Annotated in this window: 21 protein-coding genes and 1 tRNA gene; 15 read left to right on the top strand and 7 right to left on the bottom strand. The window is 70.8% G+C overall.

What is annotated here, in order from left to right; all coding sequences use genetic code 11:
* Nucleotides 1–2: 2 nt before the first annotated feature.
* Nucleotides 3–1,469, bottom strand: coding sequence for a zinc-dependent metalloprotease (locus EDF31_RS04685; RefSeq protein WP_243649851.1), 1,467 nt, complete (start codon nt 1,467–1,469; stop codon nt 3–5).
* Nucleotides 1,470–1,621: 152 nt separating this feature from the next.
* Between EDF31_RS04685 and EDF31_RS04690 the strand changes: the two genes are divergently transcribed.
* The 4 genes from EDF31_RS04690 (at nt 1,622) to EDF31_RS04705 (ending at nt 7,006) form a co-directional block, all read left to right on the top strand.
* Complete coding sequence (locus EDF31_RS04690; protein ID WP_243649853.1) at nt 1,622–2,731, top strand: S16 family serine protease; 1,110 nt, start codon at nt 1,622–1,624, stop codon at nt 2,729–2,731.
* Between the two features lie 165 nt (nt 2,732–2,896).
* Complete coding sequence (locus EDF31_RS04695; RefSeq protein WP_173169512.1) at nt 2,897–5,866, top strand: UPF0182 family protein; 2,970 nt, start codon at nt 2,897–2,899, stop codon at nt 5,864–5,866.
* A gap of 63 nt (nt 5,867–5,929) precedes the next feature.
* Nucleotides 5,930–6,006 (top strand) — tRNA-Met (locus tag EDF31_RS04700).
* A gap of 100 nt (nt 6,007–6,106) precedes the next feature.
* The gene (locus EDF31_RS04705) at nt 6,107–7,006 is read left to right on the top strand and encodes a carbon-nitrogen hydrolase family protein (protein WP_131845361.1); all 900 of its coding nucleotides are present in this window, start codon (nt 6,107–6,109) and stop codon (nt 7,004–7,006) included.
* A 54-nt stretch (nt 7,007–7,060) separates the two neighbouring features.
* Here EDF31_RS04705 and EDF31_RS04710 read toward each other — a convergent pair whose 3' ends face one another.
* Nucleotides 7,061–8,263 carry an aminotransferase class I/II-fold pyridoxal phosphate-dependent enzyme gene (locus EDF31_RS04710; protein ID WP_131845362.1) on the bottom strand — a complete coding sequence of 401 codons (1,203 nt, stop codon included), beginning with the start codon at nt 8,261–8,263 and terminating at the stop codon, nt 7,061–7,063.
* 191 nt (nt 8,264–8,454) lie between these two features.
* Here EDF31_RS04710 and EDF31_RS04715 point away from each other — a divergent pair, with 191 nt between their 5' ends.
* From EDF31_RS04715 to EDF31_RS04735, 5 genes are all read left to right on the top strand, one after another.
* On the top strand, nt 8,455–10,518 hold the full coding sequence (locus EDF31_RS04715) for a trypsin-like peptidase domain-containing protein (protein WP_243649854.1): 2,064 nt from the start codon (nt 8,455–8,457) through the stop codon (nt 10,516–10,518).
* Between the two features lie 183 nt (nt 10,519–10,701).
* Complete coding sequence (locus EDF31_RS04720) at nt 10,702–11,745, top strand: glycosyltransferase family 2 protein (protein ID WP_123294079.1); 1,044 nt, start codon at nt 10,702–10,704, stop codon at nt 11,743–11,745.
* 4 nt (nt 11,746–11,749) lie between these two features.
* Nucleotides 11,750–12,571: a CDP-alcohol phosphatidyltransferase family protein gene (locus EDF31_RS04725; protein ID WP_123294078.1), complete on the top strand. Its 822-nt coding sequence runs from the start codon at nt 11,750–11,752 to the stop codon at nt 12,569–12,571.
* Between the two features lie 56 nt (nt 12,572–12,627).
* The gene (locus tag EDF31_RS04730) at nt 12,628–13,536 is read left to right on the top strand and encodes a glycosyltransferase (RefSeq protein ID WP_123939023.1); all 909 of its coding nucleotides are present in this window, start codon (nt 12,628–12,630) and stop codon (nt 13,534–13,536) included.
* A 42-nt stretch (nt 13,537–13,578) separates the two neighbouring features.
* Complete coding sequence (locus EDF31_RS04735) at nt 13,579–14,811, top strand: CDP-glycerol glycerophosphotransferase family protein (RefSeq protein ID WP_131845363.1); 1,233 nt, start codon at nt 13,579–13,581, stop codon at nt 14,809–14,811.
* Nucleotides 14,812–14,828: 17 nt separating this feature from the next.
* Here EDF31_RS04735 and EDF31_RS04740 read toward each other — a convergent pair whose 3' ends face one another.
* The 4 genes from EDF31_RS04740 to EDF31_RS04755 all read right to left on the bottom strand — a co-directional run bounded on the left by EDF31_RS04740 (nt 14,829) and on the right by EDF31_RS04755 (nt 17,582).
* On the bottom strand, nt 14,829–15,131 hold the full coding sequence (locus EDF31_RS04740; protein ID WP_111085009.1) for a hypothetical protein: 303 nt from the start codon (nt 15,129–15,131) through the stop codon (nt 14,829–14,831).
* A gap of 116 nt (nt 15,132–15,247) precedes the next feature.
* Nucleotides 15,248–16,018 (bottom strand): ABC transporter ATP-binding protein, encoded by a 771-nt coding sequence (locus EDF31_RS04745; protein ID WP_123938938.1) that lies wholly within the window; start codon nt 16,016–16,018, stop codon nt 15,248–15,250.
* Nucleotides 16,018–16,818, bottom strand: coding sequence for an ABC transporter permease (locus tag EDF31_RS04750; RefSeq protein WP_123939022.1), 801 nt, complete (start codon nt 16,816–16,818; stop codon nt 16,018–16,020). The genes EDF31_RS04745 and EDF31_RS04750 overlap by 1 nt, the downstream gene beginning before the upstream one ends.
* Before the next feature lie 68 nt (nt 16,819–16,886).
* A complete protein-coding gene (locus tag EDF31_RS04755) occupies nt 16,887–17,582 on the bottom strand; it encodes a phosphocholine cytidylyltransferase family protein (RefSeq protein ID WP_111085011.1) in 696 nt (231 codons plus the stop codon).
* 297 nt (nt 17,583–17,879) lie between these two features.
* Between EDF31_RS04755 and EDF31_RS04760 the strand changes: the two genes are divergently transcribed.
* The 3 genes from EDF31_RS04760 to EDF31_RS04770 all read left to right on the top strand — a co-directional run bounded on the left by EDF31_RS04760 (nt 17,880) and on the right by EDF31_RS04770 (nt 21,089).
* Nucleotides 17,880–19,220: an ABC transporter ATP-binding protein gene (locus tag EDF31_RS04760; RefSeq protein WP_243649856.1), complete on the top strand. Its 1,341-nt coding sequence runs from the start codon at nt 17,880–17,882 to the stop codon at nt 19,218–19,220.
* The gene (locus EDF31_RS04765; RefSeq protein ID WP_131845364.1) at nt 19,196–20,767 is read left to right on the top strand and encodes an ABC transporter permease; all 1,572 of its coding nucleotides are present in this window, start codon (nt 19,196–19,198) and stop codon (nt 20,765–20,767) included. The genes EDF31_RS04760 and EDF31_RS04765 overlap by 25 nt, the downstream gene beginning before the upstream one ends.
* 61 nt (nt 20,768–20,828) lie before the next feature.
* On the top strand, nt 20,829–21,089 hold the full coding sequence (locus EDF31_RS04770; RefSeq protein ID WP_111033217.1) for a DUF3039 domain-containing protein: 261 nt from the start codon (nt 20,829–20,831) through the stop codon (nt 21,087–21,089).
* An 89-nt stretch (nt 21,090–21,178) separates the two neighbouring features.
* Here EDF31_RS04770 and EDF31_RS04775 read toward each other — a convergent pair whose 3' ends face one another.
* Nucleotides 21,179–22,468 carry a nicotinate phosphoribosyltransferase gene (locus tag EDF31_RS04775; protein ID WP_131845365.1) on the bottom strand — a complete coding sequence of 430 codons (1,290 nt, stop codon included), beginning with the start codon at nt 22,466–22,468 and terminating at the stop codon, nt 21,179–21,181.
* Between the two features lie 116 nt (nt 22,469–22,584).
* Here EDF31_RS04775 and murI point away from each other — a divergent pair, with 116 nt between their 5' ends.
* The 3 genes from murI (at nt 22,585) to rdgB (ending at nt 24,817) form a co-directional block, all read left to right on the top strand.
* Complete coding sequence (gene murI, locus EDF31_RS04780; RefSeq protein ID WP_123340801.1) at nt 22,585–23,424, top strand: glutamate racemase; 840 nt, start codon at nt 22,585–22,587, stop codon at nt 23,422–23,424.
* A gap of 74 nt (nt 23,425–23,498) precedes the next feature.
* Nucleotides 23,499–24,230 (top strand): ribonuclease PH, encoded by a 732-nt coding sequence (rph, locus tag EDF31_RS04785; protein ID WP_131845366.1) that lies wholly within the window; start codon nt 23,499–23,501, stop codon nt 24,228–24,230.
* Nucleotides 24,227–24,817: an RdgB/HAM1 family non-canonical purine NTP pyrophosphatase gene (rdgB, locus tag EDF31_RS04790; protein ID WP_123294072.1), complete on the top strand. Its 591-nt coding sequence runs from the start codon at nt 24,227–24,229 to the stop codon at nt 24,815–24,817. Before rph ends, rdgB begins: the two co-directional genes overlap by 4 nt.
* The last annotated feature ends 65 nt before the right edge of the window (nt 24,818–24,882 follow it).

Raw genomic sequence — 24,882 nt, forward strand, 5'->3', positions numbered from 1 at the left:
ACTCAGCGGGGCTGGTCGCCGGGGTGGTCCTCGTCGGTGCCTGTCTCGTCGGTGCCCGTTCCGTCGGTGGCCGTCTTGCCGGTGCCCGTTCCGTCGGTGCCCGGGGCGCCGTCGTCGATCCGGCCGGACTCGTCCTCGTGCGGACGGGCGCCGGTGGCGTCGTTGAGCAGGTCCTCGAGCGCCTTGTCGAACGCGTCGTCCTCCTCGGTCTGCGCGGGGTTCCGCAGACGGGCGACCAGGGCGTCCGGTGCGTCGACGTCGTCGGACGTGGGGACCAGGTCGAAGTGCGACCAGAGTGCGTCACGCTGCTCGGCACCGAGCTCGTCCGTCACCCGCTGCCACATCGCGGCGGCCTCGCGCAGACGGCGGGGTCGCAGTTCGAGGCCGACGAGCGTCGCGAACGCGGACTCGGCGGGTCCTCCGGCTGCACGGCGACGACGGACCATCTCGGCGATGGCACCGCTCTTCGGCAGCCGGACGGTGGCGGCGGCGGTCACCGTGTCGACCCAGCCCTCGACGAGCGCGAGCATGGTCTCGAGTCGTGCCAGCGCAGCATCCTGCTCGGGCGTGCGCGGCGGGATGAGCGCACCGGAGGCGAGCGCGTCCCGCAGCTGCTCCTGGTTGGTCGGGTCGATGTCCGCGGCGAGCTCCTCGACGCGGTCGAAGGGGATGTGGATGCCCCGTGCGTAGTCCGTGATCGACGAGATGATGTGCAGTCGCAGCCACCGCGCCGAGCGGAAGAGCCGTGCGTGGGCGAGTTCGCGGACCGCCAGGTAGATGCGGACCTCGTCCTCGGAGACGTCGAGGCCCTCGGCGAACTCGGCCACGTTCTGCGGCAGGAGTGCGGCCACCTGCTCGTCCAGCAGCGGGACACCCACGTCGCCGCCGGACACGACCTCCTTCGACAGCTGGCCGACGACCTGGCCGAGCTGGATGGCGAAGAGGGCACCGCCGACGCCGCGCATCGCCTTCGAGACGTCACCGAGCATCGCCTTGAGTTCTTCGGGAGCACGCTGGTCGATGGCCTCGGTCAGCGCATCGGCGATGCTGAACGCGACGGGCTCGGCGATCTGGGTCCACACCGGAACCGTCGCCTTCGCCCACTGCTCCCGCGTGTACAGGCTCGGGGTCGCGGTGAGCTCGGCCACGGTCGTGACCTCGTCCAACCAGAGGGCGGCGACCTGGAACGCCTGGTCGGCCGCCTGCGAGGCCACCGGGTCGACGGCGTGGCCGCCCTCGCGGGCGATCGCGGTGGCGCGCTCGGCGGTCGCGGAGAAGTCGATGCCGTCGCCGCCGGACTGCGCGGCACGCTGCAGCTGGCTCATCAGGTTCGCGACGAAGGCCGGGTCGTTCGGCAGGCCGGCTGCACCGGCGAGCTGCGACGGGTCGATCTGGCCCTCGCCCGAGAGCAGCTTGCGCAGCATCTCCTGGAAGTCGTCGTCCGGCCCCGGCTGTGGTTCATCAGGCATGCCGACTACGCTAATCGCTGCTCACGGGGCCGCACCTGGGATGCCCCCGTGGGAACGCCCGAACCGCTGCGCCGAGGGCGAACAGTCCCGCCGCACGGCGCGGACGACCGCCCCGCCGTCAGGCCCGGCGACCGCCCCTGGAAGGACCCCGCGTGACCCTCTTCACCCCCGCGCCCCGTCGTCGTTCGCGTGCCAGGACCGTCGGGTGGGCGTTCGTGATCGGTGCCGTCGTGCTGGGGATCCTGGCGAGCGTGCTGCCGAGCCCGTACCTGATCGAGGTCCCCGGACCGGTCTACAACACCATCGGGACCCAGAAGCAGGGGACGGGCAAGGACGCGAAGGACGTCAAGCTGATCCAGGTCTCCGGGCACGAGACCTACCCCACCGCCGGTGCGCTCGACATGCTGACGGTCGGCATCCAGGGCGACGCGACGAACCGTCCGTCGTGGACCAGCGTCGTCCGGGCGATCTTCACGAAGTCCGAGGCCGTGATCCCGGTCGAGGCGATCTACCCGACCGGCACCACGACCGAGCAGGTGAACCAGCAGGACTCCGCCGACATGCAGGCGTCGCAGCAGTCCGCGGTGGCCGCAGCACTGATCCAGCAGGGGAACGACCTGCCGACCGAACTCGAGGTCGGAACCGTGCAGCCCGGCTCGGCTGCCGACGGTCCGATCGAGAAGGGCGACGTCATCACGGCCTTCGACGGCACCCCGCTCACGACGAACGCCGACGCCACCTCGCTGCGCGAGCTCGTCGCGAAGCACGGCACGTCGACCCCGGCCACCGTCACCATCGAGCGCGACGGTGCGACGAAGGACGTCCGGGTGACCCCGCGCGACGAGCAGGGCACCGCGCTCCTGGGCGTCGGCGTCACGGAGAAGTACGACTTCCCGTTCGACGTCTCGATCAAGCTGCAGGACGTCGGTGGCCCCTCGGCCGGCATGATGTTCGCGCTCGGGATCATCGACGAGATCACGCCCGGCAAGCTCAACGGCGGCAAGCACGTCGCGGGGACGGGCACGATCACCGCCGACGGCGAGGTCGGAGCCATCGGCGGCATCCGGCAGAAGCTCTACGGAGCGCGGGAAGCGGGGGCGACGGTGTTCCTCGCCCCGGCCGACAACTGCGGCGAGGTCGTCGGGCACGTGCCGGACGGGCTCGACGTCTACAAGGTGTCGACGCTCGACCAGGCCGTCACCGACCTGCAGACCATCGCCGACGGGAAGAGCACCGCGAAGCTCGCCCGCTGCGGTTCCTGACCGGGTTCCTGAGTCCTCGCACAGTTTCACTGTCCGCTCGGTCCAATAGGATCAGTGCACTGACGGCCCGCCGCGAGCCGGGCCCGCCGGTCCGACACGTCTGGAGCACATCAAGTGACGACAACCTCGTCCACCTCGGGGCGGCGTTCGCCGCGGGTCCCGATCGTGGTCACGATCATCGTGCTGGCCGCACTGGTGATCGGCTTCTTCATCTTCGCCAGCCTGTACACCGACTACGCGTGGTTCGCGCAGCTCGGGTTCCAGCAGGTCCTCACGACGCGGTGGATCGCAGGGACCCTGATGTTCCTCGCGGGCTTCCTGGGAATGGCGATCCCGGTCTTCCTGAGCATCGGACTGGCCTTCCGGTACCGCCCGGTCTACGCGAAGCTCAACTCGCAGCTGGACCGGTACCAGCAGGTCATCGAACCGCTGCGCCGCGCCGTCATGATCGGCATCCCGGTGGTGCTCGGCATCTTCGCCGGGCTGTCGACCTCGGGGCGCTGGAGCATGGTGCTCGAGTACTTCAACCGGACCCCGTTCGGCAAGACGGACCCGCAGTTCGGCCTGGACATCGGCTTCTACGTCTTCGAGCTGCCGTTCTGGCGCTCGATCGTGGCGTACTCGTCGGCCGTGGTGCTGATCGCGGGGCTCGCCGCCCTCGCCGCCTGCTACCTGTACGGCGCGCTGCGCTTCGGGGGACGTGAAGTCCGGATCTCCCGTGCCGCGCGCATCCAGCTCGCCGTCACCGCTGCGCTCTACATCGCGCTGCAGGCCGTCAGCCTGTGGCTCGACCAGTACGCGGCGCTCACCAAGTCGAACTCGCTCATCACCGGTGCCCAGTACACCGAGGTCAACGCGGTCATCCCGGGTCGCGAGATCATGGCGGGCATCGCGGCGATCGTCGCGATCTTGTTCATCGTCACCGCGGTCATCGGCCGCTGGCGCATCTCGATCGTCGGCACCGGCCTGCTGCTCGTCGCCGCGATCGTCATCGGGGGCATCTACCCCTGGATCGTCCAGCGCCTGCAGGTCAAGCCCTCGGAGCGTACCTACGAGTCCGCGTACATCGAGCGGAACATCAAGGCAACGCGTGACGCCTACGGTGTCTCCGACGTCAAGGAACAGAACTACGACGCCACCACCGAGGCCAGCTCCGGCGCCCTCGCGCAGGACGCCCAGACGACGGCGAACATCCGCCTCATCGACCCGAAGATCGTCTCCGACACCTTCAGCCAGCTGCAGCAGTACCGGCAGTACTACCAGTTCCCGGACGAGCTCGACGTCGACCGGTACGACGTCAAGGGCGAGACCGAGGACACCGTCATCGCGGTGCGCGACATCGACCTCGACGGCCTGAGCTCGGCCGCGAACACCCAGTACAACCGGGCGTTCGTGTACACCCACGGCTACGGCGTGACCGCGGCCTTCGGCAACCAGCGCGCGAGCGACGGCAAGCCGGTGTTCCTCGAGTCGGGCATCCCCTCGAACGGTGCGCTGGGTGACTTCCAGCAGCGCGTGTACTTCGGCGAGACCTCGCCGGCGTACTCGATCGTGGGGGCGCCGAAGGGTTCGAAGGACGTCGAGCTCGACTACCCGTCCGGATCCGACGACGACAACGGCGGCAACGCCACCACGACGTACTCCGGCGACGGCGGACCGAGTGTGGGCAACTTCTTCAACCGACTCGTCTACGCGGCGAAGTTCCAGTCGGAGCAGGTCCTGCTGTCGGACGCGGTCAACAAGGACTCGCAGATCCTCTACGACCGCGACCCGATCACGCGTGTCCAGAAGGTCGCGCCGTACCTGACGGTCGACAGCGACGCCTACCCGGCGATCGTCGACCACCGCATCCAGTGGGTCGTCGACGGCTACACGACGAGCGACGCCTACCCGTACTCGCAGAGCCAGAGCCTGTCGGACAGCATCGCCGGTTCAGAGTCCTCGGCGTACCGCACCGACCAGGTCAACTACATCCGCAACTCGGTGAAGGCCACGGTCGACGCCTACACGGGCAAGGTGACCCTCTACGCGTGGGACACCAAGGACCCGGTGCTGAAGACGTGGGAGAAGATCTTCCCGACGTCGGTCAAGTCGGTGTCGAGCATGAGCGCCGAGCTGCTGGACCACGTCCGGTACCCGACGGACCTGTTCAAGGTGCAACGGTCGATCCTCGGCACCTACCACGTCACGAACGCGAACTCGTTCTACTCGGGTGACGACGCGTGGAACACACCACAGGAGCCCACCACCACGGGGTCGACCGACACGGATGCGAGCGCCGCCGACACGTCGACGACCACCAACGCCCTGGGCGCGCAGACGACGACGACCGCGAGCAAGGCGAACCTGCAGGATCCGTACTACCTGACGATGAAGGTGCCGGGGCAGGAGACCGCGTACAACCTGTACACGACCTACATCCCCCAGCAGTCCGCCGGCGCGAACAACCGCAACGTGCTGACCGGCTACCTGGCCGCCGACTCCGACGCGGGAGGTGCAGGCAAGGGCAAGAAGGCGTCGGGCTACGGCAAGCTCACGTTGTTGACGATGCCGAAGACCGACAACATCCCGGGCCCGGCACAGGTGCAGAACCTGTTCAACTCGGACACCACGGTGTCGCAGGAGCTGAACATCCTGAAGCGCGGCAACTCGACGGTGAAGCAGGGCAACCTGCTCACCCTGCCGGTCGGCGGCGGCTTCCTGTACGTGCAGCCCGTGTACGTGCAGTCCACGTCGAGCGGTTCGTACCCGCTGCTGCAGAAGGTGCTCGTCGCGTTCGGCGACAAGATCGCGTTCGAGGACACCCTCGACGAGGCACTCAACTCGCTGTTCGGCGGTGACTCGGGTGCTGCTGCCGGAGACTCCGATGCCAGTGGTTCGGGGAGCGACTCCGGCTCGTCCGGGTCGGGCTCGTCCGACTCCGGTTCCGACTCGGGCTCCGGGTCGACCGGCGGCTCGACCGGCTCGGGCACCACGGACAACGACGCACTGCAGCAGGCGCTGTCCGACGCGAACGACGCCCTGCAGGACCGTCAGCAGGCCTACGCCGACAACGACCTGGTCGCTGCAGCCGAGGCCGACAAGCGCCTGCAAGAGGCGATCGAGGCCGCGACCGCAGCCGAAGACGGCAGCTGACACGCCGTGGCGGGGCACACGATTTGTGCCCCGCCACGACCGTGTGTAGGCTATTCAATGTGCCGCGGGGTGGAGCAGTTCGGTAGCTCGCTGGGCTCATAACCCAGAGGTCGTAGGTTCAAATCCTGCCCCCGCAACCAAGCGTCACACGAAAGCCCCGGTCCGAAAGGACCGGGGCTTTCCTCGTTCCCGGGCTCCTCCAAGCCGGAACGCTCCGCAGTGCGCCGGTACGCTCGGCGGATGGGCACCCTCACGATCGCCGCCGCGCAGTTCGCTCCCGTGGACGACCCGGTGGCCAACCTCGAGACCGTCCGGACCGCGGCAGCCGACGCAGGGGCGCGGGGAGCGGCCCTGCTCGTCACGCCGGAGTACTCGTCGTACTTCACCGCTGACATCGACGACCGGTTCGTCGCCGCAGCGCAGCCGCTCGACGGCCCCTTCGTGTCAGGGCTGCGCGACATCGCCCGCGACACCGGTGTCGCACTGATCGTCGGGATCGCCGAGACGACCGACGCCGAGAGGACCGACGCCGAGACGACGGAAGCCGCGACGACCGACGCAGCGACCGCGGACGAACCCACGCGCTTCCGCAACACCCTGGTGGCGGTGCTCCCCACCGGCGAGCTCGCCGCGACGTACCGGAAGGTGCACCTCTACGACGCCTTCGGGTCGCGGGAGTCCGACCGCATCGAGTCCGGCGACCCGGAGCAGCTGCCGGTCTTCGAGCTCGAGGGGCTCCGGATCGGGCTCGAGACCTGTTACGACCTGCGCTTCCCCGAGGTCACCCGGCGGCTGGCAGCGCCCGAGCACGGTGCGGCCGACGTCGTCGTGCTGCCGGCCGAGTGGGTGCGCGGCCCCGGCAAGGAGCACCACTGGCGGACCCTGCTCACCGCGCGGGCGATCGAGAACACCGTCTGGGTCGTCGGTGTCGGCCAGACGCCGCCGATCGGCATCGGCGCCTCGGTGGTGCTCGACCCCTCCGGTGTCGCCGTGGCGTCGGCCGGCTTCACGCCCGGCACGCTCGTCGCGACCGTCGACACCGCTGTGACCGAGGCGGTCCGGCAGGTCAACCCGTCGCTGGCACTCCGCCGGTACGACGTCGCGCTGCGCGCCCAGCCAGGAGGCGCGGCTCGCCCCTGACCGGCAGGTCCCGTCCGAACCGTGGTCGCGACTGCGCCGGTGGCGGGATCGGGCTCAGGAGGGTGCGTGGAGGCGTGCCAGGCGGCCGGCGGCGTCCTCGAGGACGGAACGCCGCTTGCAGAACGCGAAGCGCACGAGGGACCGGTAGCCCGCGGCGTGCTCCGGCCGGACGAAGGCCGACACCGGCACGCCGACGACCCCGGCCAGGGCGGGCAGCTCGAGGCAGAAGGCCCGTGCGTCGTCGTACCCGAGCGGCGCGGTGTCGGCGATCACGAAGTACCCGCCGTCCGGCCGCATGACGTCGAAGCCCGCTGACCGGAGCCCCGAGGCGAGCAGTTCGTGCTTGGCGGCGAGTTCGGCGGCGATCCCGGTGAAGACGGCGTCGGGCAACCGCAGTCCGACGGCGACGGCCGGCTGGAACGGTGCGCCGTTGACGAAGGTCAGGTACTGCTTCACCGTCGTGATCGCGTCGACGAGCGTCGGGGGAGCGGTGAGCCAACCGATCTTCCAACCGGTGGTGCTGAAGGTCTTGCCGGCGCTCGAGATCGAGACCGTCCGCTCGGCGGCTCCGGGCAGTGTCGCGATCGGCGTGTGCGGGACGGTGAACGTCAGGTGCTCGTAGACCTCGTCGGTGACGATGAGGGCGTCGTACCGCGTCGCGAGTTCCACGATCGTGCGCAGGACCTCGTCGGGCAGGACCCGGCCGGTCGGGTTGTGCGGCGTGTTGACGAGCACGACGCGGGTGCGGTCGGTGAACGCGGCGCGCAGCGTGTCCTCGTCCGGCAGGAAGTCCGGAGCGGTGAGGGGCACGGTGACGTGGGTGCCGCCCGCGAGCCGGACGAGCGCACCGTAGGCGTCGTAGAACGGTTCGAACGTGATGACCTCGTCGCCCGGTTCGACCAGGGCGAGGAGCGTCGCGGCGAGGGCTTCGGTGGCGCCGGCGGTGACCAGGACCTGCCGGTCAGGATCGACCTCGAGGCCGTACCACCGCTGCTGGTGTTCGGCCACGGCGGTGCGGAGGTCGACCGTCCCGCGTCCGGGCGGGTACTGGTTGACGCCGTCCCGGACGGCGCGGACCGCGGCTTCGAGCACCTCGGCGGGGCCGTCCTGGTCGGGGAAGCCCTGCCCGAGGTTGATCGCGCCGGTGCTCGCGGCGAGGGCGCTCATCTCGGCGAAGACGGTGGGCGCGGGGACGCCGTCGGGTCCCAGGAGCATCGCTCCCTCGGCTGCTCGCAACCAGGGTCCTGCCTGCCGCATGTGGTTCCCTCCGGTGACGGCGACGACGTGTCGCGCTGAACGGACCCCAACCTAGCTGGCCGTCCGACGGCGATCCGGGGACGGACCCACAGCCCACGCATAAGATCGGCAGAGGATGCTTCCAGCGTCGCCAGAAGCACCGCTCAGGTGGTTGCGACAGACTGCACGAGCTTGAAAGGAGCACGTCCAGCATGACCGACACCACGCCCAACGGGCAGGGCGACGACCGCCGTCCGGACGATGCGGCATCGCCTGCCGCCAGTGAGGACGCCGCCGCAGCGGCCACGAAGGGGAACACGTCGATGCCGAACGACTCCGAGCAGTTCAACGACGCCGAGCAGCCCGAGAACGCCGAGCGGTCCGACGACGCCGCGCAGCACGCGGCTCCGTCCGACGACGCCACGAGCGCCGACCACACCGACGTGATCCCGTCGGCGACCGACCACCCCACGGACCGCTACACGGCCCCGTACCCGACGCTCTCGGGCGACCAGCAGCGCGATGCCGGCCAGCAGCCGGCCGGGTACGGCCAGCAGACCTCCCCGTACGGGCAGGCGTCCCAGTACGGCCAGCAGCCCGCCGCAGACCAGACGAGCCAGTACGGGCAGGCCCAGCAGAGCCAGTACGGGCAGAACCAGCAGCCGCAGTACGGGCAGGCCCAGCAGAGCCCGTACGGCCAGCAGTCGCAGTACGGCCAGGGCCAGCAGTCCCAGTACGGCCAGAGCCAGCAGTCCCAGTACGGTCAAAACCAGCCGAACCAGCAGTCCCAGTACGGTCAGCAGTCGCAGTACGGCCAGCAGGGCCAGTACGGCCAGGCCCAGCAGCCGCCGTACGGCCAGCAGGCGACCGCGGGCCAGCCGCGGTACGGCGAGTACGCCCAGCCGGCCTCCGCCGCTGCCCCCGCGTCCTCGTCGGAGTACGCGACGGCGTCGGCGCAGGCACCGCAGTCCGCCACGAGCGCCTTCGGCGACGTGGACGGCGCGAACCAGCGCAACGGCCACTACTTCGCTGACGGAACCGCGGGTGCAGCGGCCACCACGACCACCACCCGCTCGGGCCGCAGCAAGCTCGTCCTGCCGATCATCGCCGGACTGGTCGTCGCGGGTCTGGTCGGCGGCGGCGCCGGGTGGCTCGCCGGGTCGTCGCAGGGCGGCACCGTCACGTCGTCCTCCGGTTCGTCGCAGGGCGGCAACCTCACGGTCAACGACTACGACTCCGCGACCGTCGTCACCGCGGTCGCTGCTCAGGCGACGCCGTCGGTCGTGACGATCAACGTGTCGTCCAGCAACGAGGCCGGCACCGGTTCGGGCGTCGTGATGAGCAAGGACGGCTACATCGTCACGAACACCCACGTGGTGACGCTCGACGGTGACAGCTCGAACGGTTCGATCACCGTGACGACCTCGAACGGCAAGATCTACGAGGGCAAGCTCATCGGCACCGACCCGACGGTCGACCTCGCGGTCATCAAGATCGACGCGACCGACCTCAAGCCGATGGAGTTCGCCGATTCCACGAAGCTCAACGTCGGTGACACCGCGGTCGCGATCGGTGCGCCCCTGGGCCTGTCGAACACGGTCACGGACGGCATCGTCTCGACCCTGAACCGCAGCATCCAGGTCACGTCGAGCGCTCCCAGCGAGGGCGGCGACTCGAACGAGGGCGGCAACGGCGGCAGCGGCCCGTTCGACTTCTGGGGCAACGGCGACAACGGCAGCAGCTCGTCCGCGAACACCACGGTCTCGTTGCCCGTCATCCAGACCGACGCGTCGATCAACCCGGGCAACTCCGGTGGTGCCCTGCTCGACGCGAAGGGCAAGCTGATCGGCATCAACGTGGCCATCGCCTCGGCCGGCAGCTCGTCGTCGTCGGACTCGGCGGCCGGCAGCATCGGCGTGGGCTTCTCGATCCCGTCGAACCTGGTGAAGCGCGTCGCGAACGAGATCAAGGACAAGGGCTCGGCCACGCACGGCCTGCTCGGTGCCACGGTCGGCGACGCCTCGGAGAACGCGAGCGCGACCCAGATGGGTGCGCTCATCAAGTCGGTCTCGTCCGGCGGTGCGGCGGCGAAGGCCGGTCTGCAGAAGGGTGACGTCGTCACGAAGATCGGTTCGGCGACCGTCTCGGACGCCACCGACCTGACGGCGCAGGTCCGCTACTTCGCGGGCGGCGCGTCGACGACGATCAGCTACCTCCGGAACGGGCAGTCCCGCGAGGCGGACGTGACCCTGGGCACGTACGACAGCAAGGGCTGACGCCACCACGGACAGGACGGGAGGCCCGGTGCACGACGTGCGCCGGGCCTCCCGTCCGTCTGCGGGTCGCGTCGCGGGCGCCCCGCAGGTTCCGGGTTCGGGTCTTGATAGGCTCATGGTCGCTCTGCGGGGCGGCACCGCCCCGGTGCGTCCCGTGCACCCAGCCAGCACCCCGAGGTACGCATGCAGACAGACGGACAGCCCCTGCCGGGCGTCTCGTACGTGATGCCCGTGCTCAACGAGGTCACCGAGGTCCGCGCTGCGGTCGCCAGCCTGCTCGACCAGGACTACACCGGCGTGTTCGAGGTCATCCTCGCGCTCGGCCCCTCGATCGACGGCACGAACGAACTCGTGGCCGAGATGAGCGCGGCCGACCCGCGCATCCGGGCGATCGACAACCCGGTCGGGTCCACGCCGGCCGGCCTGAACGTCGCGATCACGGCGTCGGTGCACCCCGTGGTGGTCCGCGTCGACGCGCACTCGGTGCTGCCACCGGACTACACGCGCATCGCCGTCCGCACCCTGCTCGAGTCCGGAGCGGACAACGTCGGCGGCATCATGCGCGCCGAGGGCCGCAGCCCGTTCGAGCGGGCCGTCGCGTTGGCGTACGGCAGCCGCGTCGGCCTCGGCGGCACCCCGCACCACGTCGGCGGGACCGCCGGCCCCGCCGAGACCGCGTACCTCGGCGTCTTCCGCCGCGACCGCCTGTTCGAGGTCGGCCTGTTCGACGAGGGCATCAAGCGCGGCCAGGACTGGGAACTCAACCGACGCCTGCGCCAGACCGGCGGCACGGTGTGGTTCACGCCCGAGCTGGTCGTCACGTACCGCCCGCGGCCGAGCCTGAAGCGCCTGGTGCGGCAGTTCGTCGCCACCGGGTTGTGGCGGGGCGAGCTCGCCCGTCGGTTCCCCGCGAACAACGGCCTGCGGTACTTCGTGCCGCCCGCGATGGTCGCCGCCATGGCCGTCGGGATCCTCGCCGGCGTCGTCGGTGTCGTCGGCGCGGCCCTCGGCAGCCCGGTCGCCTGGGCGCTCCTCGGGTTCGCCGTGCCCGCCGTGTACCTGCTCTTCGTCGTCCTCGGGTCGGTCGCCGTCGCGCGCCGGTCCGGGGTGGCGACCTTCCTTTGGTTGCTCGTGGTGCTGCCCTGCATCCACGTGGGATGGGGGCTCGGTTTCATCATCGGGTTCCTCACCCGTACCTCCGAGCTGACCACCCACACCGGACGGTGACCCCATGACCGACCCCGCCACCCACGGCCGCGGATCAGCACGCCCGACGTCGATCGCCGAGCTGCGGGCCGTCGCCCAGCCGGACGAGGTCCGCGCCCGCGCCAACGCCGAGCACTGGACGGCGTCGCTGTACCTGCGCGACGTCTCGCCGTACCTGACCTGGGTGCTGCTGAAGACCCGCGTCAGCGCCAACCAGGTGACCGGCCTGATGATCCTGGTCGGGTGGAGCATCGCCGCGGCCCTGCTCATCCCCGGCATCTGGGGCGCAGCGCTCGCCCTGGTGCTCGGACAGCTGCAGATGCTCGTGGACTGCTGCGACGGCGAGGTCGCACGGTGGCGTGGCACCCGCTCGCCCGCCGGGGTGTTCCTGGACAAGGTCGGGCACTACACGACCGAGGGACTGATCCCGGTCGCGCTGGGCATCCGAGCCGCCACCTGGCCGATCCACGGCGCCGACTGGATGTGGACCACGATCGGCTGCGCGCTCGGTCTGGTCATCGTGCTGAACAAGGCCCTCAACGACATGGTGCACGTCGCCCGGGCGAACGCGGGGCTCGACAAGCTCGTCGACCGACGCGACGCCTCGACCGCGCCGTCCGGCCGGAAGCTCGCCTCGCTCCGCCGCCTGGCCCGCTTCCTGCCGTTCCACCGCCTGTACCACTCGGTCGAGCTGAGCATGCTCGCGTTCCTGTTCGCGCTCATCGGACTGGCGATCGGCGACACGCTCGCCAGCCGGATCCTGGTCGGGGCGCTGCTGCCGCTGGCCGTGCTGGCGACCGTCGGACACTTCCTGGCGATCATCGCGTCCAAGCGGGTCAAGGCGTGACCGACGACGCGGTGCCCGACGACGCGGTCACCGACGACGCGGCGGCCGATGACGCGGTGACCCCGAGCACCGTTCGTCGCCACGCGGTCGCGCACCCGCAGCGACCCCGCGTCGCCGTCGTGAGCCTGTCCCAGGGCACGCGGCCCGACGACCTGCGCCGCGGGCTCGACAGCGTGCTCGCACAGCAGGGCGTCGAACTCGACGTGGTCTGCGTCGGCAACGGCTGGGAGCCGACCGGCCTGCCGGACGGGGTGCGGACGCTCGCGCTGCCGGAGAACCTAGGGATCCCGGCCGGCCGCAACGCCGGTGCCGAGGTCGTCGAGGGGGACTACGTGTTCTTCCTGGACGACGACGCCTCGATCCCCTCGGTGACGTTCCTGCAGGACGCCGTCGGCCGCTTCGAACGCGACCCCTCGCTCGGACTGCTCCAGCCCCGCGTGGTCGACCCGACCGGCGCCGCCAACCCGCGGCGCTGGGTCCCACGCATCCGCAAGGGCGAGCCGGACCACTCGTCGCCGGTGTTCTCGGTGTGGGAGGGTGCCGTCGTGCTGCCGATGGACGTGTACCGGGTCGTCGGGGGCTGGGGAGCGGAGTACTTCTACGCGCACGAGGGCATCGAACTCGCGTGGCGCGTGTGGGACGCCGGTCGACGTGCCTGGTACGCCGGCGACCTGGTCGCACACCACCCGGCCATCGACCCGGCCCGGCACACGGAGTACTACCGCCTGAACGCCCGCAACCGCGTCTGGCTGGCCCGACGAAACCTGCCGGCACCGCTCCGGCCGCTCTACGTCGGCTCGTGGGCCGCGATCCAGGTCGCACGCTGGTGGCGACACCCGCGACGCCTGACGACGTGGTTCGCCGGCATCCGCGAAGGACGGACCACCGACTGCGGGCCGACCCGACCGATGAGCTGGCTGACCGTCGCCCGGATGACGCTCGCCGGGCGCCCGCCCGTCGTCTGACCACCCCGAACCCCACCGCCACCGCAGAACGGGAGACAGTCCATGCCGATCACCAGTGACGTGCGGACCGCCGTGCGCCTGGCCCAGCGCCTGCTCGCCTCGCGCCGGAGCCGCCGGGAGCTCGCCCGTCGCCTGCCGTCGGTCGCGGCGCCGGCGCCCGGCACGATCGAGATCGCGGTCTACTTCGCCGACGGCCCCGTGAACATGTACCAGGTGCGCCAGTGGTACGCGCCGCTGGCCGAACTGGCGAAGACGCACCCGGTCGCGATCATCGCGCGCAGTCCGGGCACGATGACCACGCTCATCGACGAGTCGCCGGTCCCCGCCGTGTACGCCCGTCAGGTCGTCGACCTGGAGCAGTTCGTCGAGACCCAGGCGCCGAAGGTAGTGCTGTACGTCAACCAGAACGCCCGCAACTTCCAGATGATGCGGTACGGGCGCATGTGGCACGTCTTCGTCAACCACGGCGAGAGCGACAAGATGTACATGACGACGAACCAGTTCAAGGCGTACGACTACGCGTTGATCGCCGGGGACGCCGCGCGTGGCCGGCTCGCCGAGGCGCTGTGGGACTACGACCTCGACGCCAGGACCATCGCGATCGGCCGCCCGCAGGCCGACCACTTCGCCGGCGCTGCACCGTACCCCGCCGACGACCGGACCGTCGTGCTGTACGCACCGACGTGGGAGGGCGACCGCGGCGCCGCAGCGTACGGCTCGATCGCGTCCCACGGCACCACCATCGCCGAGCAGGTGCTCGCGTCGCCCCGCCACCGCCTGGTGTACCGCCCGCACCCGCGGAGCGGTGTGCTCGACCCGGCGTACCGAACGGCACACGAGCGGATCGTCGCGGCGATCACGGCGGCGAACGCGGCCGACCCCACCGCGCACCACGTCCACGACGAGGGCGGCGAGCTCGGCTGGCAGCTGGCCGACGCCGACGTGGCGATCACCGACATCAGCGCGATGATCTACGACCGCCTGGCGGTCGGGAAGCCCCTGATCGTGACCCGCCCGGAGTCGCCGGAGGCCGATGTGGACGAACGCGGCTACCTGAGCGACGCCAACTGGCTGACCGCGGCCGACGCGCCGTCGGTGCTCGCGCGGATCGACGCCGCAGTGGGGGACGCCGCCGAGCTCGCCAAGCTGCAGCAGTGGGTGGCGCGCTACTTCGGCGACACCACGCCCGGTGCCGCAACGGCCCGGTTCCACGCCGCCGTCGAGTGGCTGCTGGAGCGCTGGCGCACCGTCGCTGCCGAGCGCGGCGAACGCTGAGCCCCGTCCGGACACGGTCACGGGTGCAGCCCCTGACCGACCAGTGACATCCGCCACACGTACTCGGAGCGGTCCGGACGGCGCCAGCGGACGATCACGACGCCGGTGTCCTGCGGATCCGCGCCGAACACGGCGACGGACAGACGTCGACCCGGTTCGAGCCGGTGCACCGCCAGCGGCGGGCTGTAGCCGTTGCCGAGGTGGGTGAGGGTCAGGCCGTCGACCGGTTCGTCCCCGGTGTTGACGAGGTCGTACCGGCGCGGGGCCTGCGAGCGGTCGATGGTGAACGGGACGGCGTACGCGGGTGCTGGGTGGTGCATGGGGGGAACGTTAGGGGGAGGGTCCGACGGTGGGGCCCCGGCGCAGCACCCGGGAACCCGTCGCTGTGGAGGGGGCACCGTGGTGCCCTGGTTGTGGAGGGGGAGTACCCGACCGGTCAGACGCCGTAGTCGGCGGAGTACTGCGCCAGCGCTTCCTCGATGGTGCCGTCGAGCTGCAGTCGGCCCTTGTCGAGGTACAGACCGCGGTCGCAGAACCGGCGCAGGTCCTTGTCGCTGTGGGACACGAAGAAGAGCGTCCGACCGCCGGCGAGGAGCTCCTCGATCCGCCTGTAGCACTTCTCGCGGAAGGCCTTGTCGCCGACGGCGAGGACCTCGTCCACCAGGATGACGGGCTCGTCGAGCCGCGAGATCACCGCGAACGCGATGCGCACCTTCATGCCGCTCGACAGGTGCTTGTACGGGGTGTCGACGAAGTCCGCGATCTCGGCGAAGTCGATGATCTCGTCGAAGGCGGCACGGATCTCGGCGCGCGACATGCCGTGCAGGCCGGCGGTCAGGTAGACGTTGTCGCGGACGGACAGGTCGCCGACGAACCCACCGGTGATCTCGATGAGCGGCGCGACGCCGGCCCCGACGTCGATCCGGCCCTCGTCCGGCAGCATCACCTGCGCCACGAGCTTCAGGAGCGTGGACTTGCCCTGACCGTTCCGACCGACGACGCCGATCGCCTCGCCCGGACGGACGTCGAACGACACGTTGCGGAGCGCCCAGAACTCGTCGGCACGCTTGCGGCGGCCGCGTCCGGCGAAGAGGTCCTTGAAGTTGCGGCTCGCCCGTCGGTTGCGCTTGAAGCAGATGCCGGCGTCGCGCACGGAGATCACCGGCGCGACGGTCTCGGTGCGTCGGGTCTGGTCGGTGGCGGTCATCACAGCTCCTTCAGCACGCGGTGCTCGCTGCGTCGGAACACCGCGAAGCCGATGACCAGGACGATGCCCGTGATGACCACCGACGCCCCGACCTCGAGCCAGTCGAGCTGGCTCGGGAAGAACGCGGCGCGGTACATCCCGAAGATGCCGGTGAGCGGGTTGACCGCGGCGATGGGGCGCAGGGCGTCGGGCAGCGCGTGCGTGCCGTAGATGATCGGCGATGCGTAGAACAGGAAGCGCAGGACGAGCTTGGTCGCCCGCTCGAGGTCGCGGAAGAAGACGACGAGCGGCGCGACGATCAGGCCGAGGCCGTACACCAGCGCGCACTGCAGCACGATCGCCAGCGGGAAGAAGACGACCTGCCAGTGCAGGTGCGCACCCGTCGCGATCGCGAACGCCGCCAGCACCGGCAGGCTCAGCAGGAACTCGATGCCCTTCGACGCGTCGATCCGCGCGACCCAGATGGTGCGGGGGATCGTCGTCGAGCGGATGAGCTTCGACTCCTTGATGAACGCCCGCGTGGAGTCCGAGACGCCCCCGGTGAACCACATCCACGGCAGCAGCGCGGAGAGCAGGAAGACGATGTACGGGTCTTCACCGACCGAGCCGCGGTGGAACACCTGGGTGAAGACGAACCAGTAGATCGCCGACATCACGAGCGGGTCGAGGATCGACCAGACGTACCCGAGCGCCGACGTCGAGTACCGGACCCGGAGGTCGCGGACGGTCAGCAGCCAGAGGGCATGACGATAGCGCCGACCGGCGCTCCGGGTCGCCGCTGGTGCGGCAGCCGCGGGCACGGTCGGCGCGCTCGCTGTGGTCACGGTTTCCCTTCGGGCGGAACCGCCGAAGGGGTCCTGACGGAGGTTCAGGCGAACAGGTTGTTCGCGCGCTCGAGGTCCTCGGCGAAGTCGATCTCGACCGCGTACAGGTCGGAGATGTCGATCGGGGACCAGCGTAGCCCGTCCTCGGCGATGGCAGCCTCGATGCCGCCCTCGAAGTACTCCTGGTCGTCGACGCGACCGAGCTGGCGGATGAGGGCCTGCTTGTCGTTCGCCGACACGTAGTTGATGCCGACGGCTTCGCCGAGCCCGCCGACGACCTGCTTCGAGAGCTTGTGGATGAAGCCCTCGGCGTCGACGGTGTACTTGACCTCTTCGTCGGAGACCTTGTCGGTGTTGACGCTGACGAACGAGTGGTCCTCGTCGATCATGTCGGCCGCACGGACGAGCGCCATCGGGTCGAAGACCACGTCGCCGTTCATCCAGAGGACACCGCTCTTGCCGGTCGCCTTGAGGGCGCGCAGCAGGCTCTTCGAGGTGTTGGTGGAGTCGTAGGACTCGTTGTAGACGAAGGACGCGTCGGGGAAGGCCTCGACGATGTGCTCCGACTTGTAGCCGACGACGATCGTCACGCGGGCGCTCGAACCGAACGCGGCGCGGATGTTGTCGAACTGCTGCTGCATGATGGTGCGGCCGTCACTGAGCTCCGTGAGCGGCTTCGGCAGGCTGCGGCCGAGCCGGCTGCCCATCCCCGCTGCGAGGATCACGATCTGCGTGGTCATGCTGGTCCCTTCTGGTGTCCGCCCGCGCGCCCTGGGGCACGGGCGGGCCTCGTCGAGTCTGCTCGCGGAACGTCCGAGTTCGCCGAGAACCGGACGCCGCGGGCCACGAGGGCGGCCGCTGCACGGTGTCGGAGAGCCCGCCGGAGCAGGTTTCCAAGTGGTGAACACTTCTTCGTGCCCTGGTGAATGATACGGAAACACCCGCTCAAGGGGTAGGTCCGCCGCGCTTCGTACTCATTTCGTGACACTGGAGCGGGCGGTTCCCCGCTGTCCGGAGAGCGTTGGTACGGTTGGGCGATGGCCGCCAGAGCAGAGAACGAGGACGTGTACGCCACGACCGACGCTGCTTGGATGACCGAAGCGAGTGACACCGACGAGCAGGACGCCGACGAGCGTGCCGCCGACCGGGTGGACGCCGCGGCGGGGGACGACGCCGACGACGACGACATGGGGGAACCGGATGCGCGCGACGCCTCCGTTGATGACGAGATGACCGACGAGACCACGGCTGCCGACACCACGGCCGCCGACACCGATCCGGTCACCGAGCCGCAGTCGGACGCAGTGCCCGGCACCGCAGCGCCCGGTCCCGCGGCCCGTGCCGCGGCAGCGGCCCCGACGACGACCACCGGCGCCCGACCCGCCAAGGCGCGCACCACGAAGCAACGCACCAAGCGACCGGCGAAGGGCGCCGGCACGACCGGCACCGTGCCTCCCGGCCCCGCGTCGAGCGACGCGACGTCCGCGACGGACGCGACCGTGCACGCAGCGCAGGGCGCACCGGAGACGGACGCACCGGAGGCGGACGCCGCGACGAGCCCCGCCGCGAAGAAGCGTGCTCCCCGGGCCACCGCGCCCAAGGCCCCGCAGAAGCTGCAGCCCGTCGTGCTCGGCGCCGACGGCCTCGTCAAGCGGTACGGGCAGACCCTCGCCGTCGACGAGGTCGACCTCGAGATCCGCCAGGGCTCGATCTTCGGCGTGGTCGGCCCGAACGGCGCCGGCAAGACGACCACCCTGTCGATGATCACCGGTCTGCTGCGTCCCGACGCCGGGTCCGTGACGGTCCTGGACCACGACGTCTGGGCCGACCCCACGGCCGCCAAGCGCAGCCTCGGCGTGCTGCCGGACCGCCTGCGGCTGTTCGACCGCCTCACCGGTGCGCAGCTGCTCTACTACTCGGCCACCCTGCGCGGTCTCGACGGTGCCACGGCTCGTGAGCGCAGCACCGACCTGGCCGAGGCGTTCGGGCTCGGCGAGGCGCTCGGTCGCCAGGTCGCCGACTACTCGGTGGGCATGGCGAAGAAGATCGCCCTGGCCGCCACGCTCATCCACTCGCCGCGGGTCCTCGTGCTCGACGAACCGTTCGAGTCGGTCGACCCCGTGAGCGCTGCGACCATCACCGACATCCTGCGCCGCTACACGCGCGGTGGCGGCACCGTCGTGCTCTCCAGCCACTCCATGGAGCTCGTGCAGCGCACCTGCGACTCCGTCGCCATCATCGTCGGCGGCAGGGTCCTCGCCTCGGGGACCATGGCCCAGGTGCGCGGTCGCAAGAGCCTCGAGGACAAGTTCGTCGAACTCGCGGGCGGCCGCGTCGTGGCAGAGAGCATGGAATGGTTGCACAGCTTCTCCGGCTGAGGGCCGACCTGCTCGCGGGCGAGGTCCGCGGCAGCGCCCGCCGGTCCGTGCTCGTCGTGCTCGGCAGCCTCGTCGGGCTCCTCGCCGCCGTGTTCGTCGCGACGCAGACGGTCGCGCTGCGGTCCGCCGACCCCGACACGGCCCGCGCGGTCACCGTGCCGGTCGGCACGCTCATCGCGTTCGCGTTCACCGTCGTCCCGCTCGTCGTCGGACGGAGCGACCAGCTCGACCCGCGGCGCTTCGCGGTGTTCGGCATCGGCCGTCGCGGGCTCGCGATCGGCCTCGTCGTCGCCGGGCTGATCGGCGTCCCGGTGATCGGGGTCGTCGTCGTGGCCGCCGCCCAGTCGATCGCCTGGGCGCGTGACGCCGGCACCGGTGTGCTCGCGGTCATCGGCGGCTTGCTCGCGATCGCCACCTGCGCGCTCCTGGTCCGCGTGTGCTGCACCGTCGGCTCGCGGCTGATCGGTCCGCACCGGTCCCGCGACGCCGGGTGGCTCGTCGCGCTCGTGATCATCGTGCTCGCGATCCCGACGGTCTCGCTGCTGCTGCGCGTCGACTGGCTCGACCCCGAGGGCGCCGAGATGCAACGCGTCGCGGACGTCGCGGGGTGGACACCGTGGGGTGCCGCCTGGGCCGTGCCCGCCGAGGTCGCCAGCGGCCACGTCGGCACCGGGTTCCTCAAGCTGCTCGTCGCGATCGCCGTCGTCGCCCTGCTCACCTGGGCGTGGTGGGCGCTCGTCGGTCGGGCGCTCGACACCGTCGACGGTCGCACCCGGACCCGGCGCTACCAGGGGCTCGGCTGGTTCGACCGGCTCGGCTCGACACCGGTCGCCGCCGTCGCCGCCCGCGCCCTGACCTACTGGGTGCGCGACCCGCGGTACCGCACCTCGTACCTGATCATCCTGTTCGTCCCGCTCGTCGTCATCCCGCTCGGGGTCGCCGGGGTGCCGTGGCACTGGACCGCGCTCGTGCCGTTGCCGCTCATGGCGCTGATCGCCGGGTTCCTGCCGCACAACGACGTCTCGTACGACAACACCGCGGTGTGGCTGCACGTCGCCTCCGGGGCTCCCGGGTGGAGCGACCGTCTCGGCCGTGTCGTCCCGGTGCTCGTCGTCGGTGCGCCGGCGATCGTGGCCGGCTCGGCGGTGTCCGCCTGGTTGTTCGACGACTGGACGGTGTTCCCGCTGCTGATCGGCGTGAGCGCCAGCGCCCTGCTGTCCGGACTCGGGCTGTCGAGCGTCGTGTCCGTGCTGCTGCCCTACCCGACCGTGCGGCCGGGGGACCACCCGTTCCAGCAGCCGCAGGCCGCGGGTGTGACGGCGACGGTCGCGCAGTCGATGATGGTGATCGGCATCGTGGTCTGCACCGTCCCGGCGGCGTGGCTCGCGGTGCTGGCCTTCGTCCGAGGCGCTGAGCCGTGGTCGATGCTGACGCTCGCGGTGGGCATCGGGATCGGCGTGGTCGTGCTCGTCATCGGGATCTTCGCGGGCGGGCGGCTGTTCGACCGGCGCGGCCCGGACCTGCTGGCAGCGGCGCAGCGCAACTAGCGTTCCGGAACGAGCGCAAGGTGCGCAGACCAACGTGCGCAGACCGTCGTACCCTGGACCCATGAGCATGACGGAACCAGGCGGCGGCCTCGACGTGATGGACCGGGAGCTCGAGAAGCTCCTCGAAGACGAAGCGATCGAACCCGGCGACCACGAGCGGTTCTCGCACTACGTCAAGAAGGACAAGATCCTGCAGTCCGCCCTGTCCGGCAAGCCGGTCAAGGCGCTGTGCGGCAAGAAGTGGATCCCGGGCCGCGACCCGGAGAAGTTCCCGGTGTGCCCGGACTGCAAGGCCATCTACGAGAAGATGAAGTCCGAGTAGACGCAGCCTGCGCATCGTGAGCAGAAATGGTCGGGTCGCCTTCGGGGACCCGACCATTTCTGCTCACCAAGCGGCGCGCAGCGGCGCGCTCAGATCACCAGGGTGGGGATCGCGGGGTCGCCGCGACCGATGCGCGCGGCGTCCGCCGGCAGCTCGGCCTTCGCCCGCTTGTGGTGCGCCCGCGCGGCCTCGACGCCCTGTGCTCCGAGGAACGCCGGATCGACCACGCCGCCGGTGACCACGGGCACGAGCAGCGGGCGCTCGTCGGGGCCGACCTGTCCGGCGGTGAGCACGACCTCGGCCGTGGCGACACCGTTGCGCAGGCGTCGGCCGGCTTCCTTGCGCCCGCCGATCGAGGCCTTGTCCGCTGACTTCTTCGCCACGGCGACCCAGTCGTCGCCGTCGGCGGACTGGTGCGCCACGAGCTTGAAGACCATGCCGGCGGCCGGGTGCCCCGAGCCGGAGACCACCGAGGTGCCGACGCCGTACGAGTCGACCGGGGCCGCACGGAGGGCCGCGATCGTGTACTCGTCCAGGTCGTTCGTGACCGTGATCTTCGTGTCGGTCGCGCCGAGCCGGTCGAGCTGCGCCCGGACGGCCGCGACGACCGAGGGCAGGTCGCCGCTGTCGATGCGGACACCGCCGAGCTTGCCGTCGGTCAGCCGGACGGCGGTCTCGACGGCCTGCTCGATGTCGTAGGTGTCGACGAGCAGCGTCGTGCCGTTGCCGAGGGCGTCGAGCTGCGACCGGAATGCCGCTTCCTCGGAGTCGTGCAGCAGGGTGAAGGCGTGCGCCGCGGTGCCCATCGTCGGGATGCCCCAGGTGCGGCCGGCCTCGAGGTTGCTCGTCGCGCCGAACCCGGCGATGTACGCGGCCCGTGCTGCGGCGACGGCGTTCCACTCGCCGGTGCGGCGGGAGCCCATCTCGGCGAGCGGACGCCCGTCGGCGGCGGAGACCATGCGCGCGGCGGCCGAGGCGATGGCGGAGTCGGCATTGAAGACCGACAGGGCGAGCGTCTCGAGCACGACGGCCTCGGCGAACGTGCCCTCGACCTGCAGGATCGGGGAGTTGGGGAAGTACACCTCGCCCTCGCGGTACGCCCGGACGTCCCCGGTGAACCGGTAGTCGGCGAGGAAGGCTGCGGTGCCCTCGTCGATGACCCCGCGGTCGCGCAGGAACCCGATCTCGTCGTCGCCGAAGCGGAAGTCGCCGAGGGCGGTCAGGAACCGGCCGAGGCCGGCCGCGACGCCGTAGCGACGACCGTCGGGGAGTCGCCGGGCGAACACCTCGAAGACGCAGCGCCGGTGGGCGGTGCCGTCCTTCAGGGCCGCGTCGACCATGGTGAGTTCGTACTGGTCCGTCAGGAGCGCGCTGGTCACGGTGTCGACACTAGTGTCGTGACCTCCGGGAGGCCCGGATCGCCTCGGGCGTGCGGCCCGCGGCGCGCAGGCGGTCGGTCCCGACGTCCGCAGCGCGCGTCGGTACGCTGGTCACCGTGACGGATGCACCGATCGGAGTCTTCGACAGCGGGGTCGGCGGGCTCACGGTGGCCCGCGCGATCATCGACCAACTGCCGCGCGAGAGCATCCGGTACGTCGGGGACACCGTGCACTCGCCGTACGGCCCGAAGCCCATCGCCGACGTCCGCCGCTACGCGCTCGAGGTCATGGACGACCTGGTCGAACTCGGCGTCAAGGCCCTCGTCATCGCCTGCAACACCGCGTCGTCGGCCGTGCTCCGCGACGCCCGCGAACGCTACGAGCAGGCGTACGGCATCCCGGTGGTCGAGGTCATCCAGCCCGCCGCCCGCGCCGCCGTGAAGCAGACCCGGACCGGGCGCATCGGCGTCATCGGCACGGTCGGCACCATCACCTCGCGCGCCTACGAGGACGCCTTCGCGGTGGCCTCCGACGTCAGCCTGACCCTGGCGGCGTGCCCGCGGTTCGTCGAGTTCGTCGAGGCGGGGGACACCTCGTCACCGGAGCTGCGCGAGGTCGCCGCCGGCTACCTCGACCCGATCCGCGCCGCCGACGTCGACACCCTCGTGCTCGGCTGCACCCACTACCCGCTGATGTCCGCCGCCATCCAGTACGTGATGGGCCCGGACGTCACCCTGGTGTCGAGTGCCGAGGAGACCGCGAGCGACGTGTACCGCCGGCTCGTCGAGCACGGCCTCGAACGCACCTCCACCACCGCCCCGACGTACTCGTTCGAGTCGACCGGCGACGACGAGGACGGGTTCCTGCGGCTCGCCCGCCGGTTCCTCGGCCCCGAGATCGTCCGCGTCGGCCACCTCGAGACCGGCGCCATCACGCTGCCCCGTGGGCGGGCCTGAGCGGCGACCAGCCGCCAGCCGCCGCCCGCCCCGATGACCCGCACCGCGCCTCCAGGCCGGACCGAAAGGACACCATGACCACCCGCATCGACGGCCGCCAGGCCGAGGAACACCGTCCCGTCACCATCGAGCGGGGGTGGAGCACGCAGGCCGAGGGCAGCGCGCTCATCTCGTTCGGCAACACCAAGGTGCTCTGCACCGCCTCGTTCACGAACGGCGTGCCCCGTTGGCTCGCCGGCAAGGGCGCCGGCTGGGTCACCGCCGAGTACTCGATGCTGCCGCGGTCGACGAACGAGCGCATGCAGCGCGAGTCGATCAAGGGCAAGGTCGGCGGCCGCACCCACGAGATCTCCCGGCTGATCGGGCGTTCGCTCCGCGCCGTGGTCGACACGAAGGCCCTCGGCGAGAACACCCTGGTCATCGACTGCGACGTGCTGCAGGCCGACGGCGGCACCCGCACGGCGTCGATCACCGGCGCCTACGTGGCGATGGTCGACGCGATCGAGTGGGGCCGCGGCAAGGGCTTCATCGGCAAGAAGGCCACCCCGCTCACCGACAGCGTGCAGGCGATCTCGGTCGGCATCGTCACGGGCGAGCCGATGCTCGACCTGGCGTACACCGAGGACTCCGCCGCCGACACCGACATGAACATCGTCACGACCGGGTCGGGCAAGTTCATCGAGGTGCAGGGGACCGCCGAGCACGCGCCCTTCGACCGCGACGAGCTGAACGTCCTGCTCGACCTGGGCCTGGCCGGCAACCAGTCGCTCGCGGCGATCCAGAAGTCCGTGCTGGGGCTGGCGTGACCGGCACCGTCGTCCTGGCCACCCACAACCAGGGCAAGGTCGTGGAACTGCGCGAGATCCTCGGGTCGGCGCTGGGCGAGGGCGTCGAGCTGGTCGGCTACGACGGCCCCGAGCCGGTCGAGGACGGCGACACCTACGCCGCGAACGCCCTGATCAAGGCCCGCGCCGCGGTCGCCCACACCGGGCTGCCGGCGCTCGCCGACGACTCCGGCATCGCGGTCGACGCGCTCGACGGTGCCCCGGGCATCCACTCGGCGCGGTACGCGGGCACCCGGTCGGACGCCGACAACATCGCGCTGCTGCTGCAGAACCTCGACGGCGTCGTGGAGCGGACCGCCGCCTTCGTGTGTGCGGCCGCGTTCGTCACGCCCGACGGGTTCGAGCACGTGGTCGAGGCGGTGTGGAACGGCGAGGTGCTGACCGCGCCGGTCGGCGACGGCGGACACGGCTACGACCCGGTGTTCCGGCCGGACGACGCCGACCGCTCGTCGGCCGAGCTCACCCGCGAGGAGAAGAACGCGCTGTCGCACCGCAGCAAGGCGTTCCGGGGCATCGCGCCGGTCGTGCGGGAGCACTTCGGGCTCTGAACTGCCCACCTGCGACGACGACAGGCCCACACCGAACGGTGGGGGCCTGTCGTCGTCCGGTCCGG

The sequence above is a fragment of the Curtobacterium sp. PhB142 genome (genome assembly GCF_004341255.1).
GTDB lineage: Bacteria > Actinomycetota > Actinomycetes > Actinomycetales > Microbacteriaceae > Curtobacterium.

Coding starts and splice junctions, on each gene's coding strand:
- EDF31_RS04720 (WP_123294079.1), top strand. CDS start 10,702: ATGCAGACAGACGGACAGCCCCTGCCGGGCGTCTCGTACGTGATGCCC.
- EDF31_RS04710 (WP_131845362.1), bottom strand. CDS start 8,263: ATGCGGCAGGCAGGACCCTGGTTGCGAGCAGCCGAGGGAGCGATGCTC.
- EDF31_RS04745 (WP_123938938.1), bottom strand. CDS start 16,018: ATGACCGCCACCGACCAGACCCGACGCACCGAGACCGTCGCGCCGGTG.
- EDF31_RS04735 (WP_131845363.1), top strand. CDS start 13,579: ATGCCGATCACCAGTGACGTGCGGACCGCCGTGCGCCTGGCCCAGCGC.
- EDF31_RS04770 (WP_111033217.1), top strand. CDS start 20,829: ATGAGCATGACGGAACCAGGCGGCGGCCTCGACGTGATGGACCGGGAG.
- EDF31_RS04740 (WP_111085009.1), bottom strand. CDS start 15,131: ATGCACCACCCAGCACCCGCGTACGCCGTCCCGTTCACCATCGACCGC.
- EDF31_RS04765 (WP_131845364.1), top strand. CDS start 19,196: ATGGTTGCACAGCTTCTCCGGCTGAGGGCCGACCTGCTCGCGGGCGAG.
- EDF31_RS04725 (WP_123294078.1), top strand. CDS start 11,750: ATGACCGACCCCGCCACCCACGGCCGCGGATCAGCACGCCCGACGTCG.
- EDF31_RS04685 (WP_243649851.1), bottom strand. CDS start 1,469: ATGCCTGATGAACCACAGCCGGGGCCGGACGACGACTTCCAGGAGATG.
- EDF31_RS04715 (WP_243649854.1), top strand. CDS start 8,455: ATGACCGACACCACGCCCAACGGGCAGGGCGACGACCGCCGTCCGGAC.
- EDF31_RS04760 (WP_243649856.1), top strand. CDS start 17,880: ATGGCCGCCAGAGCAGAGAACGAGGACGTGTACGCCACGACCGACGCT.
- EDF31_RS04755 (WP_111085011.1), bottom strand. CDS start 17,582: ATGACCACGCAGATCGTGATCCTCGCAGCGGGGATGGGCAGCCGGCTC.
- rph (WP_131845366.1), top strand. CDS start 23,499: ATGACCACCCGCATCGACGGCCGCCAGGCCGAGGAACACCGTCCCGTC.
- EDF31_RS04705 (WP_131845361.1), top strand. CDS start 6,107: ATGGGCACCCTCACGATCGCCGCCGCGCAGTTCGCTCCCGTGGACGAC.